Annotated in this window: 12 protein-coding genes; 6 read left to right on the top strand and 6 right to left on the bottom strand. The window is 52.2% G+C overall.

Features of this window, described 5'->3' with window-relative positions:
- The first annotated feature begins 73 nt into the window (after positions 1-73).
- Positions 74-1,114 (top strand): glycosyltransferase family 9 protein, encoded by a 1,041-nt coding sequence (locus ACT3TY_RS07025; RefSeq protein ID WP_441678687.1) that lies wholly within the window; start codon positions 74-76, stop codon positions 1,112-1,114.
- On the opposite strand, the gene ACT3TY_RS07020 is transcribed toward ACT3TY_RS07025, so the two are convergent.
- Positions 1,094-1,858: a glycosyltransferase family 2 protein gene (locus ACT3TY_RS07020; protein ID WP_444627748.1), complete on the bottom strand. Its 765-nt coding sequence runs from the start codon at positions 1,856-1,858 to the stop codon at positions 1,094-1,096. The genes ACT3TY_RS07025 and ACT3TY_RS07020 overlap by 21 nt on opposite strands.
- A gap of 101 nt (positions 1,859-1,959) precedes the next feature.
- Positions 1,960-2,895, bottom strand: a complete 936-nt coding sequence (locus ACT3TY_RS07015) for a glycosyltransferase family 2 protein (protein WP_444627747.1) — start codon at positions 2,893-2,895, stop codon at positions 1,960-1,962.
- Between the two features lie 352 nt (positions 2,896-3,247).
- Between ACT3TY_RS07015 and ACT3TY_RS07010 the strand changes: the two genes are divergently transcribed.
- The gene (locus ACT3TY_RS07010; protein ID WP_444627746.1) at positions 3,248-4,900 is read left to right on the top strand and encodes a sulfatase-like hydrolase/transferase; all 1,653 of its coding nucleotides are present in this window, start codon (positions 3,248-3,250) and stop codon (positions 4,898-4,900) included.
- Here ACT3TY_RS07010 and waaF read toward each other — a convergent pair.
- Positions 4,890-5,936: a lipopolysaccharide heptosyltransferase II gene (waaF, locus tag ACT3TY_RS07005; protein ID WP_172118754.1), complete on the bottom strand. Its 1,047-nt coding sequence runs from the start codon at positions 5,934-5,936 to the stop codon at positions 4,890-4,892. The genes ACT3TY_RS07010 and waaF overlap by 11 nt on opposite strands.
- Positions 5,929-6,885 carry an ADP-glyceromanno-heptose 6-epimerase gene (rfaD, locus tag ACT3TY_RS07000; protein ID WP_087106966.1) on the bottom strand — a complete coding sequence of 319 codons (957 nt, stop codon included), beginning with the start codon at positions 6,883-6,885 and terminating at the stop codon, positions 5,929-5,931. Before rfaD ends, waaF begins: the two co-directional genes overlap by 8 nt.
- 111 nt (positions 6,886-6,996) lie before the next feature.
- On the opposite strand from rfaD, the gene glyQ reads away from it, so the two are divergent.
- From glyQ to gmhB, 4 genes are all read left to right on the top strand, one after another.
- Entirely contained in the window at positions 6,997-7,956 is a 960-nt protein-coding gene (glyQ, locus tag ACT3TY_RS06995) for a glycine--tRNA ligase subunit alpha (protein ID WP_192526755.1), read from the top strand.
- Entirely contained in the window at positions 7,956-10,022 is a 2,067-nt protein-coding gene (gene glyS, locus ACT3TY_RS06990) for a glycine--tRNA ligase subunit beta (RefSeq protein WP_192526756.1), read from the top strand. Before glyQ ends, glyS begins: the two co-directional genes overlap by 1 nt.
- A 279-nt stretch (positions 10,023-10,301) precedes the next feature.
- Positions 10,302-11,090, top strand: a complete 789-nt coding sequence (locus ACT3TY_RS06985; protein ID WP_192526757.1) for a hypothetical protein — start codon at positions 10,302-10,304, stop codon at positions 11,088-11,090.
- An 11-nt stretch (positions 11,091-11,101) separates the two neighbouring features.
- Positions 11,102-11,665, top strand: coding sequence for a D-glycero-beta-D-manno-heptose 1,7-bisphosphate 7-phosphatase (gene gmhB, locus ACT3TY_RS06980; protein ID WP_193053430.1), 564 nt, complete (start codon positions 11,102-11,104; stop codon positions 11,663-11,665).
- 102 nt (positions 11,666-11,767) lie between these two features.
- Here gmhB and gyrB read toward each other — a convergent pair whose 3' ends face one another.
- Entirely contained in the window at positions 11,768-14,188 is a 2,421-nt protein-coding gene (gene gyrB, locus ACT3TY_RS06975; RefSeq protein WP_172118748.1) for a DNA topoisomerase (ATP-hydrolyzing) subunit B, read from the bottom strand.
- Between the two features lie 39 nt (positions 14,189-14,227).
- Positions 14,228-15,331 carry a DNA replication/repair protein RecF gene (gene recF / locus ACT3TY_RS06970; protein ID WP_192526759.1) on the bottom strand — a complete coding sequence of 368 codons (1,104 nt, stop codon included), beginning with the start codon at positions 15,329-15,331 and terminating at the stop codon, positions 14,228-14,230.
- Positions 15,332-15,368: the final 37 nt, after the last annotated feature.

The raw sequence follows: 15,368 nt of genomic DNA, 5'->3' as shown, positions 1-15,368 counted from the left end.
CTTCGCCACGCACTGTTAAACAAGCTCTTCATTCTCTTGTAGTATACAGGCTGCAATTAACGGGGCACCCAAAATGGCGCAGAAAGTGCTGGTCGTACGTAATGATAAAATTGGTGATTTCATGCTGGCCTGGCCAGCGCTGGCCTGCCTAAAAAGCGCATCACCTACGCCGCATATTACGGTGCTGGTACCGGCTTACACTGCACCGCTAGCCAACGCGTGCCCTTGGGTGGATGAGGTCATTACCGACCCTGGTAGCCATGCTGACAAACACGCCCAGAAAGCGCTGCTTAAGCGCGTAAAATCCGCCCAGTTTGATGCGCTACTGACCCTGTTTTCAACGCCACGCATTGGCTGGCTAGGCTGGCGGGCAGGTATACCGCTTCGTGTTGCTCCTGCGACCAAGTGGGCTCAACTGTTTTACAACGTGCGCATTCGCCAGCGCCGCTCTCAATCGGCAAAGCCTGAATATCAGTACAACGTGGACCTGGCGTGCGAGCTGTTAGCCAAACTTTCGCTTAAGCTGCCTGCACTGCCCGAACCGCCCTTTTGGCCACTGCCCAGAACACAAATGCAGGGCCAAACGCCGACAGAGGAGATGACAGCCGAAGTATCTATCGTTGTGCATCCAGGCAGCGGTGGCTCGGCGGTTAATCTTTCAATTGATCAGTACGCGGGGCTTATTGCTCAAATAGACCAGCAGGTGAAAGAAGTGCCGCCTATTAATTGGTTGATCAGCGCCGGCCCCGGAGAAGAGGCACCTGCCCAAGCGTTAATCGACCGGCTTGCCAGCGCTGGCATCACGGCCAGGCATCTACCCGAGAGCAGCAACGTTGCTGAGTTTGCCCACCGGCTTGCCGAGGCCGATATGCTGATTGCGGGCTCAACTGGCCCGCTGCATATTGCTGGATGCCTGGACATCGCCACCGCAGGATTCTACCCGGCTAAACGCTCGGCCACCCCACTGCGCTGGCAAACGTGCAACAGCGCTGAAAAGCGGCTGGCCTTTAGCCCTCCGGCCACTGCTGACCAGCAGGACATGTCGGCGATTGATATTGACGCTGCCGCTCAGCAAATTTCAACGTTTCTCCTTTCAGCGTTTATGCGGGGGTGATGTTCGGGTGCGGATCCATAAGTCAGCGTACTTATTAAACGTAGAGTGCGCTGACAAAAGCGCTAGCAAGAACCCCTGCTTGCCATCCTTAAAGCCCGCTTTTAGCAGATACATCTTCACAAAGCAGGCAAGCCCATGAGTGAAACCACTCGCCAGCGTGGCCGTTTTACCCTGAGCGGCCCGTTGCTCCGACCACGCCTGCGCATAGTGGGCAGATTTTTCCAGATAATGGCGCAAATCACGGTAGGTGTAGTGCAGCAAATCACCTGATAGGCGTTTGACCGCTAGACCATCGGGCACCACCAGTTTTTCATGTACCAGCGCTGCATTATAGGATGCTTGCCCTTTGGGATAGAGACGCGCGACCCAGTCCGGATACCAGCCGGAATGACGAATAAACCGCCCGAAACACCAGGAAAGCCGCCCGAGACTAAAAACGGCTGGCCCCCCCTGCACAGCCTCCTGAATGCTTTTTTGCAGCGCTGGCGTAATGCGCTCATCGGCATCCACCATCAATATCCACTCGTGGCTGGCCAGCGCCTCGGCGCGCTGGCGCTGTACGCCAAAGCCCTGCCAATCCGTATTAACACTTACGTTATCCGTATACTCGCGCGCAAACGCGCAGGTTTCATCCTGGCTCCCCGCATCCAGCACGACAATTTCGTCGGCCCAGGTGAGCGTATCAAGGCATTCGCGCAGATGGTGCGCTTCATTTTTAACAATCAACACAGCAGAAATTGGCAAGAGGATTTCTCAGCTTAAGAATTTTTCAAGGTAACAGCATCATAGCTTTCACAAATCGCATATGAAAATTAGCATCTTTTTAATTAGCATCCTGCTGTTTTCTATACGACCTCTTCGTGGTGCTTCTTTATTTTTTGAGAGTATCTCAAGCTGTTTTTTTGCGGAAATCCACTTAGCATAGACAGGAACATTCTGACGCCCATTTTCTTCTTAAACATTCTAAAAAACAGCTTAAAGAATAATGCCATTTTAAGTAGAATTCGACCGGTGCGATTGTAGTGTTTATTTAGCAAGTGGTAATAGGAAATATAAAACTCTTGTTGCATCAGAAACCCTTGCTCTGTGCTACCCCCCGCTTCATGAAATATCTGTGCTTCAGGAATAAAAAAAACTTTCCTATCAGATTCCCAAACTCTTTTAGCAATATCCTCTTCTTCACAGTAAAGAAAAAAGGCAGTATCAAAACCACCAATATCGCAAAAAGCATCTGCATTAAAAAACATGCAAGAGCCACTAACAACTTCAACCTGCGTGGGTTTATCTAGTTTCACTCGGTTGCTTGGAAATTTAACCTTTGAAAATTTTCTTTGCACGCTGTTACCAAACAGCTGTTTTAAAAGATGGGGAAACTGTTTGTGCGAAGATGAATAATTGTTGTTGGCATCGACTATTTGAGCAGTTGCCAACGCCACCTCTGCGTTTGAATCCAGATATGTTTTTAATACACCTGCCGTATTATTTAAAAGTTTACAATCATTGTTAACAAAAAAGTAGTACTGTCCACTCGCATGATTTACCCCTAGCATGTTGCCACTTGAGAACCCGCTGTTGATGGAGTTCCTAATTAATTTCACGTCATTTTTATCCTTCAGAAACTCTTTCAGACTTAAAAAGTCTTTATCTTCAGAGGCATTATCAACAACAATAATTTCGTAAGATACGCTATCAGTATTCGATAAAATGCTATCAATTAACTCAGCTGTATGTTGTGAAGAATTATAATTTATCGTAATAAATGACACTTCTACTTTTTTCATAAGGAACCACTGTGGTTGAGTTCAATTTAAAGAATGCTTCATTACAATAAATGACGAATACTTCTGATAGCGGTTGCAGATAGATGTATATAGTCAACTATTTAAATTCTACCGTAAGCCGCCATACTATTAAACATCGCTGCCAACCCGCCCTGGATCGATAAAGACCAACTGCTCATTCATATAGCCACGGTAGGCTGCCTCAACGTGCTGCCATATAGAAAATCAAACTTTCCCCCTGCCGACCAAGGGCATAAGACGGCAGATGGTTTTTCGGCGGCGCTTTAGCGTAACATTGCACTAGCACCAACAACGTTATTTTACCAAAATTGCAATAGTACTAGGATATGGCATGCCCTCTTCAAGGACACTGAAACTTACCCCCTGGCTGCCACTAGCGACCATTGGCCTTAGCCTGGGCTATGCCGCTACCGTGTTAACTCGCCTGCCCTGGTGGGCTCTCTTTCTCATCGCCGCTGGCTGGATCGGCACGGGGTTGAAGCTGAGCTGGGGTCGCCCAGCAAATGCTCGCTACCGCAAAGTATGGCCCTGGTCATTAGTGCCGCTAAGCTTGATGGGCGTGTACGTTTATTTAGCTGACAGCTTCGGCAATGTCGATTTAGGTGCTGTGTTTTTTCATTTACAGGCCGGTATCGCGGAGCACGGCGGCGCCAGCAAAATGGTGGTCGCGGTACTTTATACGCTGACTATGCTGGGCATTTTATGCTCCATTACGTGGCTTTCGCGCCATGACCAGCGCTGGCGACTAGCCGAGCGCTATTTTGCGATTATTTTGCTGGCGACCAACCCGTTACTTTATGGCTTGGGCCAACGCAGCGTTGCCGTCGTGGCTGATGATAGAGAGTGGTTAAATCGACGTTATATGCCGCCCATGACCGGCGAGCAGTCACACACGCCTAATCTGCTAATCATGTACCTGGAGAGCCTTGAGCGGACCTATAGCAACGAGGTTTTTGATGACGCTTATGCCGACTTGAACACGCTGGGCGAACAGGGTCTGGTTTTCGAAGGCATCCGACAAATGGAAAACACCGGCTGGACCATGGCGGGAATGATCGCCAGTCAGTGTGGTGTTCCGCTAATGCCTGCCGGGCTTTTACACGATACACAGTTTGAGCCATTGAAAAAGGTGGTGCCTGGCGTTGACTGCTTGGGTGATATTTTAGCGGCTCAAGGGTATCAATTAAGCTATCTGGGGGGCGCTAGTACGCAGTTCGCGGGTAAAGGCCTTTTCTATCGTGGTCATCAGTTTAATCGCGTAATGGGTAAGGAAGCGTTTTTACCCGACATGGAAGATCCAGAGTATTTAAATAGCTGGGGACTCCATGACGACACGCTTTATGATTTTACCGCTGATGAAATACGCCGGTTAAATGAAGAGGATAGCGGCCCCTGGGCAGTGGTGAATCTTAACCTGGCAGGCCATGCGCCGAGCGGGTTTCCGTCCCAAACCTGCCAGGACCGCCAGGGCACATTTGATGGCCAGGATATTCTGTATTCTGTGGAGTGCTCGGCTCATGAAGCACGGGTATTTATTGAGCAGTTACAGCGCGAAGGGCTTTTGGATAATACGTTGGTAGTTGTACTCAGCGATCACCTCACCATGCGAGTCTCCGTATGGGACCAACTGACAGCTCTGGACCGCGATAATACGCTGATTATGCTCGGCGACTATATTGAGCCCCAGCGTATTCGCCGCGATGCCACGATGCTGGATGTGTTTCCAACGATATTAGAAGCGCTCGGCTTTACCTTGAACGATCACCGAGCAGGGCTGGGAGCTTCACTACTCAGTGAAAAACCCACGCTGGCTGAGGTGCATGGTATCGAAACACTCAACGAGCGCTTGCGTGAGGAAACCGCCCTCCAGCACCGCTTATGGGAAGGGCTAACGCCCCAACGCCGCGAAGCAGAAGATACCTCAGCAGCTCAAGTGACTGAAACGCCAGCGGATCAGGCCGACGAAGTAAACATCACCCATTAATGATCAAGCCGCTGGCACGCTGCGGGTCGGCTTGCATCGCCTGATAGACCTGCTCTACCGCTAACTGATTAAGGCAGTTGGTATGCCCCAACGGGCAAACACGCTTAAAGCAGGGTGAACAGTAGAGCCCCAAATAATGAGCGACAGCGTTGTTGGTCAAGGGCGGCGTATAGGCCGGTGACGAAGAGCCGTAAAGCGCATGAATGCGCACGCCGACGGCAGCGGCCACATGCATGAGACCTGAGTCGTTGGTTACCACTTGCCGACAGTCGGCCAACAGGTCTACCGCATCAGCTAACTGCGTTTTGCCGCATAAATTATGCGCATGGGGCAGCCCTTTCACGATGCTGTCGCCTGCCGAATGATCTTTTGGCCCACCCAGTACCCGAATTTCAAAACCGTCGCTGATAAGTTGCGCGGCCAGGTTGTGAAAATAGGCCAGTGGCCACTGCTTGGCAGGCCCATATTCTGCGCCGGGCATCATGCCAATGGCGGGCCGCGATGACAGCGCATGAGCCAGGCGCAAATTAACCAGGTTATCCCGGTCGATCATTAAACGCGGCCTGGGGATCGGAAAATCCCCGTTGAGCGCTTCATCACGAGGCAAACCCAGCGATACAAACCGCTTTACGGTCTGGTCCAGAACCTGCTTATCTAGCTTGCGGCGCTCTTTTAAAAGCCCATAGCGATGCTCGCCCAAAAAGCCTACCCGCTCGGGAATGCGGGCCATGAAGGGAACGAGGGCGGCTTTCCAGGAGCGTGGCAGCACAATGGCACGGTCAAAGCGCCCTTTTAGCTGGCTGGCGAGTTCACGGCGATTAGCCAAACCAAACTCGCCGTGACCAACAGCCAAGGGGAGCACTTCGTCTACCTCCGGCATACGCTCTAAAATGGGCTGTGACCACGCGGGCGCAACCACCCCAATGGTCGCATCAGGCTGACGCGCTTTAAGCGTCATAAAGAGGCTTTGCGCCATGACCATATCGCCCACCCATGACGGGCCAACCACCAGCAGACGCTTGGCGGAATTAGCCATTTAGCCACTCCAGGTAAGCGCTAACCCCTTGGGCCACGGTTTTGAACTCAACATCGCAGCCGGCTTCACGCAAATGACTGATGTCGGCACGCGTGTAGCTTTGATAACGGCCTTTCAACTCTTCAGGAAAATCGATGTAATTGATCTCGCCTTTGCCATAGAAGTCGATGACTGCTTCGCCAATCGCTTTAAAGGGCTCTGCTCGGCCAGTTCCCAGGTTAAAAATGCCAGACGCTTGAGGGTTATCCAAAAACCATAGATTGACGTCGACGACATCGCCCACGTACACAAAATCCCGGCTCTGCATGCCAGCCTCATAACCACCATAGGCGCCAAACAGTTTCAGGGTTTCGCCGTTACGGATTTGAAGATGGTTATGGTAGGCGACACTTGCCATCTTGCCTTTATGCTGTTCACGAGGGCCGTAAACGTTGAAATAACGGAAACCAACGACCTGGGTAGTTAGCGACTCCCAGCGTGAGCGCACATGTTGATCAAACAGCAGCTTGGAGTAACCGTAGACATTAAGCGGTTTTTCGTACTCGGGCGCCTCTTTAAAGACGTCACTGCCGCCATAGGTCGCTGCGGATGATGCGTAGAGGAAAGGGATGCCGAATTTCTCACAATAATTCAGCAGTACCTTCGAGTACTCGAAGTTATTTTTCATCATGTACTGGCCGTCCCACTCCGTGGTATCGGAACACGCCCCTTCATGAAAAATCGCCTCGATGTTTGGCAAGTCGGTGATCTCACCGCGCAAAGCGGCCTCTACCTTGGCAAGAAAGTCATCTTTATCCAGGTAATCGGCCAGCGTACAGTCGGCTAAATTGACAAATTTAGTGCCGTCGCGCAGGTCATCCACCACCATGACATCATTACGGCCGCGCGCATTCAGTGCTTTCACGATGTTTGCGCCAATAAAACCGGCACCGCCTGTTACAACGATCATTTTGCTCTCCTTAACCAAAAGCGGTTCTGTTGGCTTATGTGCCTATAACCCATCTGCCTAGGATTGTATACTTGACGGCTTATGAATTCATGGCCAACGGTGCTTTCTGCGATGAGTGTCTCGACAAACCAATCGACACCTGATGTGTCGACCTTCCAAGGCTTGATCCTTGCTCTGCAACAGTACTGGGCAGAACAGGGCTGCGTCATTCTCCAACCTCTTGATATGGAAGTTGGCGCGGGCACCTTTCATCCCGCTACTTTCCTGCGCTCAATCGGCCCGGAAAGCTGGAACGCGGCCTACGTTCAGCCTTCTCGCCGCCCAACCGATGGCCGCTATGGCGAAAACCCTAATCGCCTGCAGCACTACTACCAGTTTCAGGTCGTCATGAAGCCATCGCCAAGTAATCTGCAGGACCTTTATCTTGGCTCACTAAAGCGTTTAGGCCTGGACCCACTGATCCACGATGTGCGCTTTGTTGAGGATAACTGGGAATCGCCAACGCTGGGCGCTTGGGGCCTGGGTTGGGAAGTATGGCTCAATGGGATGGAAGTTACCCAGTTCACCTATTTCCAGCAAGCGGGCGGTATTGAGTGCTACCCCGTTACCGGTGAGCTGACCTATGGTCTTGAGCGGATTGCCATGTATCTGCAAAACGTTGACAGCGTTTACGACCTGGTATGGGCGATTGCCCCGGACGGTAGCCAAGTCACCTATGGCGATGTGTATCTACAGAACGAGCGTGAGCAATCGACCTATAACTTCGAGCATGCCGACGTCGATCAACTGTTTGCCTCCTTCGATCACCAGGAGCGTGAGTGTACCAAGCTGCTGACCGCCAACCTGCCCTTACCTGCTTATGAGCAGGTACTCAAGGCATCACACACCTTTAACCTTCTGGATGCCCGTCACGCTATTTCGGTAACCGAGCGTCAGCGCTTTATTCTGCGCGTACGCACCATGGCGCGGGATGTTGCCCATACCTACTTTGAGTCGCGTAAAGCAGCAGGTTTCCCCATGGCTCCAGAAGCGCTTCGCCGCGAACTACTTGCCGATCAGGGAGATGCATAATGGCTGTTGATACGCTTTTATTAGAACTGGGCGCCGAAGAGCTGCCACCCGCGGCGCTGGATGCACTCTCTGACGCGTTTGCTGCGGGGATTGAAAAAGGCCTGCAAGAGGCCGAGATTCCTTTCCAGCACGTGACCGCTTACGCCACGCCTCGCCGTTTAGCCGTCAAGGTCAGCGAGCTTGCCGATAAACAGCCTGACCGCGAAGTAGAGCGTCGTGGGCCGGCGCTGGCCGCCGCCTTTAAAGACGGTGTTGCAAGCAAAGCAGCCGAAGGCTTCGCTCGTTCCTGTGGTGTTAGCGTCGATGAGCTAATTCACTTGGAAACAGACAAAGGCACCTGGCTTGGCTACCGCGAACAGCAGCAGGGTGAGAGCCTTCAAGCACTTCTGCCCGAGATTCTGCGTAAAGCCATTCAGGGCCTGCCTGTACCTAAAAATATGCGCTGGGGGGCATCACGTATTGAGTTCTCCCGCCCGGTACACTGGTTGGTCGCACTTTACGGCAGCGATGTCATTGCCGCAGAAGTGCTGGGATTACAGGCTAGCCGCACCACCTATGGCCACCGCTTCCACGCCCCCAATGCGATTCAGCTTGAGCACGCCGATGATTATCTGGCCACGCTCGAAAACGCTTACGTATTGGCGGACCGCAAGCTGCGTCGCGAACGCATTCGCGAGCAAGTACTAGCCGAAGCGGAAGTACAGGACGCCAATGCCGTTATCGACGAAACCCTGCTCGTTGAGGTCAGTGGTTTGGTGGAGTGGCCGGTCGCACTTACCGGCAGTTTCGATGAGCGCTTTTTGGAGGTCCCGGCGGAGTGTTTGATCTCCTCCATGAAGGCCAATCAAAAGTACTTCCACCTGCTGGATGACCAGGGCAAGCTCAAACCGCTGTTTATCACTATCTCCAATATCGATAGCGCTGATCCACAACAGGTAATTTCGGGTAACGAAAAAGTCATTCGTCCGCGCCTGGCGGATGCCGCCTTCTTCTACGATACCGACCGTAAGCAGAGCCTGGCTTCGCGCATTCCGCAACTTGAAAGCGTAGTGTTTCAGCAGCAGTTGGGAACACTGGCCGACAAAGCACGTCGTACCACCGCTATTGCCACTTTCATTGCTGAGAAGATCAACGGTGACGTTGCCAATGCACAGCGTGCTGTGGCACTTGCCAAGTGTGACCTTGTCACCGAAATGGTGCTCGAGTTCCCTGAGTTACAGGGCATTATGGGTCGCTACTACGCCGAGCAGGACGGCGAGCCTGCGGATGTTGCTCAAGCGATTGAAGAGCAGTACCTGCCACGCTTTGCCAGCGATGCTATTCCGCAAAGCCTGACCGGGCAAACGCTGGCCTTGGCGGATCGCCTGGACACCCTGGTAGGTATCTTTGGTATTGGTCAGCGTCCAACCGGCGCAAAAGATCCCTTCGCCCTGCGCCGCGCCTCAATTGGCGTGTTGAATATCCTGATCAAGGGCGAGCTGAATCTTGATCTGCGCGAGCTTTTAGATGCCGCCGCTCAGCAGCATCAGGGGCTGCCCAAGGCTGAGGGGCTGGTAGAGGACGTGCTGACCTATATGCTGGATCGCTTCCGCGCCTGGGGTCAGGAAGAAGGCATTAGCGCCGAGATGTACCTGGCGGTGCGTGCACGCCCGGTCACCAACCCGCTCGATTTCGCTCGCCGGCTGCGCGCGGTGAAAGCCTTTGCTCAACGTGAAGAGGCAGCTGCGTTAGCCGCCGCTAACAAGCGCGTGACCAATATTCTGAGCAAGCAGGATCACAACGGCAACCTTCAGGTTGACCCGAGCCTGCTGCAAGAGGAAGCCGAGCAGGTACTATTCAAGGCCGTTACCAGCCGCCAGGAGCAGGTAGCCCCGCTGTTTGGTACCGGTGATTATCAGCAAGCGCTGGATGTACTGGCGACGCTTCGTGAACCCGTTGATGCATTTTTTGATCAGGTGATGGTCATGGCGGATGATGAAGCAGTACGCAATAACCGTCTTGCTCTTTTGGCGAGCCTTCAGGCACTGTTCCTGGAAGTTGCTGATATTTCGCTGCTCCCCCAATAACGCTCTCTCGACCGTCTGCCGGTGGCTTTTATGCCACCGGCAGCACGCTTATCACTCCTTCCCCTACCTGCCTTTTAGCGCGCTCATTTCTGGCTGTGACGTATAATCGTGATGCTCCTCTTTGAAGGTCTCTTCACGCGCTGCTGGTTTGTTTCACGTGAAACACCGTGAAAAAATAATCGATTTTTACTAAAATAAAGTTTTCCTGATGCGTTAATTCCCCTTTATAGACGTAATGCGTGTTATTGCTTGGGTGCATAAGCACTCTGGAGTTGCCCTGTGTACGATCTCTTTCTACTGGACTCATTTCCCCAGCAACAGGCTAGCATGGCTTCCCATACGCTGAATGGCCAAAAGGTGTGGTTAAACCGTGCCGCCAAACGGAACTCGCAGCTTGCCTATGCGCCGCTCAAGTTATTGGCTGCATGGTTTAATATTGAAGCGTTAAAGCCGGTCCCCAACCTGGGCGGCGAGCAAAGTATTTTCACCGAGGCCCAACGGATTAGAGCCTTAAGTGAAGCAGGTATCTCCGTTCCCGTCATCCTGGCCGAAAATCCTCAAGCCCTTCTTTTAGCGGATGCAGGGTCGCCTGAACAACCCGCGGTGACACTGCTGGAAAAGCTCAAAAAGGCGAGCAGTGTTGAGGAAGTGGATAAAGCGCTTAGTCAAAGCATTCAGGCACTCAACGCGGTTCATGAGCGCAATTGCTACCTGAGTGAAGCGTTCGCACGCAATATCCTTATCACCCACGACCAAACTGTCTTTATCGATTTTGAAACGGATCCAGGTAAAGTACATACCCCAATCAACTGCATGGTGCGCGATTGGTACTGCTTTATCTTTTCACTCTATGGCAAACTCTCTAAATCACCGATGCAAATCGAACGTTTAACCCCTGCGCTGATTGATGGATTGCACAGCGCCCGGCAGGAAGTTCGAGAGCAGTTTAAAAAAACGCTGCCCAAACTACTCCGCTTGCAAAAAATCCCATTTAAATACCTGGGTAGTGATGGCCGCAAAATTAGCGTCACGTTGCAGGCGTTGGCGATGCTTAATCAGCGTCTTTAATGGAACGCGCAATGCCTATCTCCCCCGAGCAGCTGGTTATTCTTGATCGTGACGGCGTCATTAATCAGGATTCTGACGCCTATATAAAGTCACTCGAAGAGTGGCTGCCCTACCCTTCTTCCATCCATGCTATCGCTAAATTATCCCAAGCCGGTTACACCGTTGCGATAGCCACGAATCAGTCGGGCATTGGCCGCGGTTATTACGATGCAGGCGTTCTCGGTCAAATGCATGACCGTCTCAATGCGTTGGTCAATGCCGCAGGAGGAACCATTGCGCATATCGCTTATTGCCCGCATGGTCCCGCCGATGACTGCGAGTGCCGCAAACCCTTACCGGGCTTGCTGCACGATATTCAGCGTGCACTAAGTTTATCGAGCTTATCCGGCAGTTGGATGGTGGGTGATAGCCTGCGCGACCTGCAAGCGGGCGAAGCATGTGGCTGTCAGTCGGTATTAGTAAAAACTGGCAAAGGCGAGAAAACACTGGCCAAGGGCGTAGGCCTGGAAAATGCCCACGTTTATACAGATTTAGCCGAGTTTGTCGATTGGCTGTTATCCCGTTCATCCGGCTGAATTTTATAGCTCAAAAAAATGCCGCTGGCTTTAAGCCAGCGGCATTTTTCATTTCAAACAATGTTTCACGTGAAACATGTTATGCGAGCTTCGCTCGGTGCCTTATACGTCCAGATTAGCGACCAAGGCATTGCTTTCGATAAAGTTACGCCGTGGCTCTACATCATCACCCATCAAGGTGTTAAACATCATATCGGCGGCGACGGCGTCTTCAACCGTAACACGCAGCATACGGCGGCTATCCGGGTCCATGGTGGTTTCCCAAAGCTGATCTGGGTTCATTTCGCCCAGCCCTTTATAGCGCTGTACCGAAAGGCCTCGCTGGCCTTCCTGCATTAGCCACTGCAGCACCTCAGAGAAGTGACCCACAGGCTTCTGACGCTCGCCACGGGAAATAAAGGCGCCCTCTTCAAGCAGCCCATTAAGGGTATCACCCAGCGCTGAAATAGCCCGATAATCCGCACTTTCAAAGAAGTCCAAGCCCCAGTCGTACTCGGTAGTCACGCCATGCGCAATAAGCGACACGGTAGGCAGTAACAAGCCACGCTCCTCATCTTCTTTCAGATAGAAGGTGTAACGCGGCCCGCCTTCATAGGCCACCATGTCATCCATGACTTTTTGCAGTTCAGCAATCCAGTTTTCCATGGTGACACGATCTTTAAGACTCGCCTCGCCCTGCAATCCTGTGACATGGATGATCTGCTTCAATACTTCAATCGGGTAAACGCGCGCCAGGCGATCGATACGCTTCATCACGTTACGATACTGGTTTACCAGGGCTTCCAGCTGCGAACCGGAGATACCCGGCGCGTCCGCATTCACGTATAGACCTGCGCCATCCAGCGCTGTCGTGGTCAAGTAATCGACCATGGCCTGCTCATCTTTAAGATAGAGCTCTTGCTTGCCTCGCTTGATCTTATAGAGCGGCGGCTGGGCAATAAAAATATGGCCGCGCTCAATCAGCTCCGGCATTTGCCGGAAGAAGAAGGTCAGTAGCAAGGTACGAATATGCGAACCGTCGACATCCGCATCGGTCATGATGATGATGGAGTGATAACGGAGTTTATCGGGGTTAAACTCTTCGCGGCCGATACCACAGCCTAGCGCGGTGATGAGCGTACCCACTTCAGCTGACGAAAGCATTTTGTCAAAACGCGCTTTTTCGACGTTCAGGATTTTACCTTTAAGCGGCAAAATGGCCTGAGTGCGGCGGTCACGCCCCTGCTTGGCACTGCCACCGGCCGAGTCGCCCTCCACCAGGTAGAGTTCTGACTGGCTGGGGTCTTTCTCCTGGCAATCAGCAAGTTTGCCCGGCAGGCCTGCAATATCCAGCGCGCCTTTACGCCGCGTCATGTCCCGGGCCTTACGTGCCGCTTCACGCGCACGCGCCGCATCCAGCATTTTATTAACGATTGCTTTGGCTTCGTTAGGCTTTTCAATCAGGTAGTCAGAAAACAGGCGGCCCATTTCCTGCTCAACGGCTGTTTTCACTTCACTGGACACCAGCTTGTCCTTGGTTTGTGAAGAGAATTTCGGGTCAGGCACTTTGACAGAAACAATCGCCGTTAAGCCTTCACGAGCATCATCACCCGCCGTACTTACCTTGGCTTTTTTGAGCAGGCCTTCCGCTTCGATGTAGTTATTCATCGTGCGCGTCAGTGCTGCCCGGAAGCCGGCCAAGTGAGTGCCGCCATCACGCTGAGGGATATTATTGGTATAGCAGAAGATGCTTTCCGTAAAGACGTCGCTCCACTGCATTGCCACTTCGACTTCAACACCGTCCTCCCGCGAGGCGGTAAAGTGGAAAACAGGGTTCAGAACCGTTTTATTGGAGTTGAGGTGATCAACAAAGGCTTTCAAGCCGCCTTCGTAATGAAACAGCTCTTCCTTACCGCTGCGATCATCCATTAGCCGAATGGCAACGCCAGAGTTCAGAAACGACAGCTCACGCAGGCGTTTGGCCAAAATATCGTAATGGAATTCAATATTAGCAAAGGTGTTCTGGGAAGGGCGGAAATGAACACGTGATCCGGTTTTTTCCGTTTTACCCACCACGCTAAGCGGTGCCTGAGGCACGCCATGGTGATAAATCTGCTCAAACACTTCGCCCTGGCGCCAGATGGTTAAGCGTAGCTCTTCAGAAAGCGCATTAACCACGGAAACACCCACACCGTGAAGACCGCCAGATACTTTATAAGAGTTATCGTCAAACTTACCGCCCGCGTGCAACACGGTCATGATGACTTCTGCGGCAGAGACGCCCTCCTCTTCGTGCAGCTCGGTAGGAATACCGCGACCATTATCGCTAACGGTTACCGACTCATCGGCATGAATAACCACGCGAATTTCACTACAATGGCCCGCCAAAGCCTCATCGATGGAGTTATCCACCAACTCGAAGACCATGTGGTGCAACCCGGTGCCGTCGTCGGTATCACCGATGTACATACCAGGACGTTTGCGTACTGCATCCAGTCCTTTGAGCACCTTGATGCTTGATGAATCGTAAGCCTGTTCGCTCATTGACCACTCCGTCGTGAAGTCTGTCTTGTCCCGTATCGTCTACCCATCTTGTACCAACTGGCCAAGCCCTTGCGGGTCATGTTTCACGTGAAACATGCTAACCAGGGTTTTAGATTGCCACATAGGTTGTAATGCGGCGGGGTCGACGCTGGTAATAAATGCCTGACACTGCATCTCTTCAAGCAACTGACAGAAACGCTGTTGGTGTTGCACATCCAGCTCTGCTGGCAAATCATCAATTAAATAAATGCAGTGACGCTGTGCCGTTCTTTCCAGAAACCGCCCCTGGGCAAGCTTGAGTGCGCTTACCACTAGCTTTTGCTGGCCTCTGGAAAGTACTTCAACAGCAGGCTGTTTATTAAGCCTGATACGCAAATCGGCACGCTGAGGGCCTTGTTGGGTAAACCCCATTTGCTGATCGGTGACTCGGTTATCCTGAAGCACATCAGCAAGCGTTTTCTGTTTGTCCCATCCTCGAGCGTAGTTAAGTTTTAAGCCAGGTAACGGAAGAAGTACATTCAGAGTTTCTTCAAAGACAGGGAGAAACTCACTAAACCATTCAAACCGCAACCTATCGACTACCTCGCCCCATAGCGCCAATTCTTGCTCCCAGGCCGCCATTTCCTGTGGGTCTATTCTACCACGCCTGAGTAATGCGTTCCGATGTTTCACTGCTCGGCGTGTACGCTTCCATGCTTCCAGAAAGTGATGTTTCACGTGAAACACTCCCCAGTCAAGAAACTCGCGCCGTCCGGCTGGGGACCCTTCAAGAAGCCTAAAAGCGTCAGGATTGATTAGTTGCAAAGGCATCGCCTCGACCAGCTCGGCCAAGCGTACCCCCTTATCCCCACGCAAACGCAGCTCTAGTTCACGCTGAGCCCGTAACCGGCGCACCCCTATGGAAATCTCTGGTTCCCCTTCCAGGCGCCCGTAGAGCGTCATATGTGCCACATCAGATTGGATGGCATGCTTTAGCTGACGGGTACGAAACGAGCGCCCCATCCCCAAAACATGAATGCCTTCCAGCAGGCTGGTTTTGCCACTTCCGTTCAGCCCAGTGATGATATTGATCCCCCGAGAAGGATGCATATCCAGCGGCGCTAAATTCCGTAACCCTTGGAAGTTAAGCTGACTCAAGCTCATGTAAACACTCGGGTAAAAGGCGTAACCAACCCTCAAG

Source organism: Halomonas sp. AOP22-C1-8, assembly GCF_052378905.1.
GTDB lineage: Bacteria > Pseudomonadota > Gammaproteobacteria > Pseudomonadales > Halomonadaceae > Vreelandella > Vreelandella citrativorans.
Note: the sequence above shows the minus strand (reverse complement) of the source record. Positions and strands in the feature narration are given on the sequence as shown.

Coding starts and splice junctions, on each gene's coding strand:
- glyQ (WP_192526755.1), top strand. CDS start 6,997: ATGAGTGTCTCGACAAACCAATCGACACCTGATGTGTCGACCTTCCAA.
- ACT3TY_RS07025 (WP_441678687.1), top strand. CDS start 74: ATGGCGCAGAAAGTGCTGGTCGTACGTAATGATAAAATTGGTGATTTC.
- ACT3TY_RS07010 (WP_444627746.1), top strand. CDS start 3,248: ATGCCCTCTTCAAGGACACTGAAACTTACCCCCTGGCTGCCACTAGCG.
- recF (WP_192526759.1), bottom strand. CDS start 15,331: ATGAGCTTGAGTCAGCTTAACTTCCAAGGGTTACGGAATTTAGCGCCG.
- gyrB (WP_172118748.1), bottom strand. CDS start 14,188: ATGAGCGAACAGGCTTACGATTCATCAAGCATCAAGGTGCTCAAAGGA.
- glyS (WP_192526756.1), top strand. CDS start 7,956: ATGGCTGTTGATACGCTTTTATTAGAACTGGGCGCCGAAGAGCTGCCA.
- rfaD (WP_087106966.1), bottom strand. CDS start 6,885: ATGATCGTTGTAACAGGCGGTGCCGGTTTTATTGGCGCAAACATCGTG.
- gmhB (WP_193053430.1), top strand. CDS start 11,102: ATGCCTATCTCCCCCGAGCAGCTGGTTATTCTTGATCGTGACGGCGTC.
- waaF (WP_172118754.1), bottom strand. CDS start 5,936: ATGGCTAATTCCGCCAAGCGTCTGCTGGTGGTTGGCCCGTCATGGGTG.
- ACT3TY_RS07015 (WP_444627747.1), bottom strand. CDS start 2,895: ATGAAAAAAGTAGAAGTGTCATTTATTACGATAAATTATAATTCTTCA.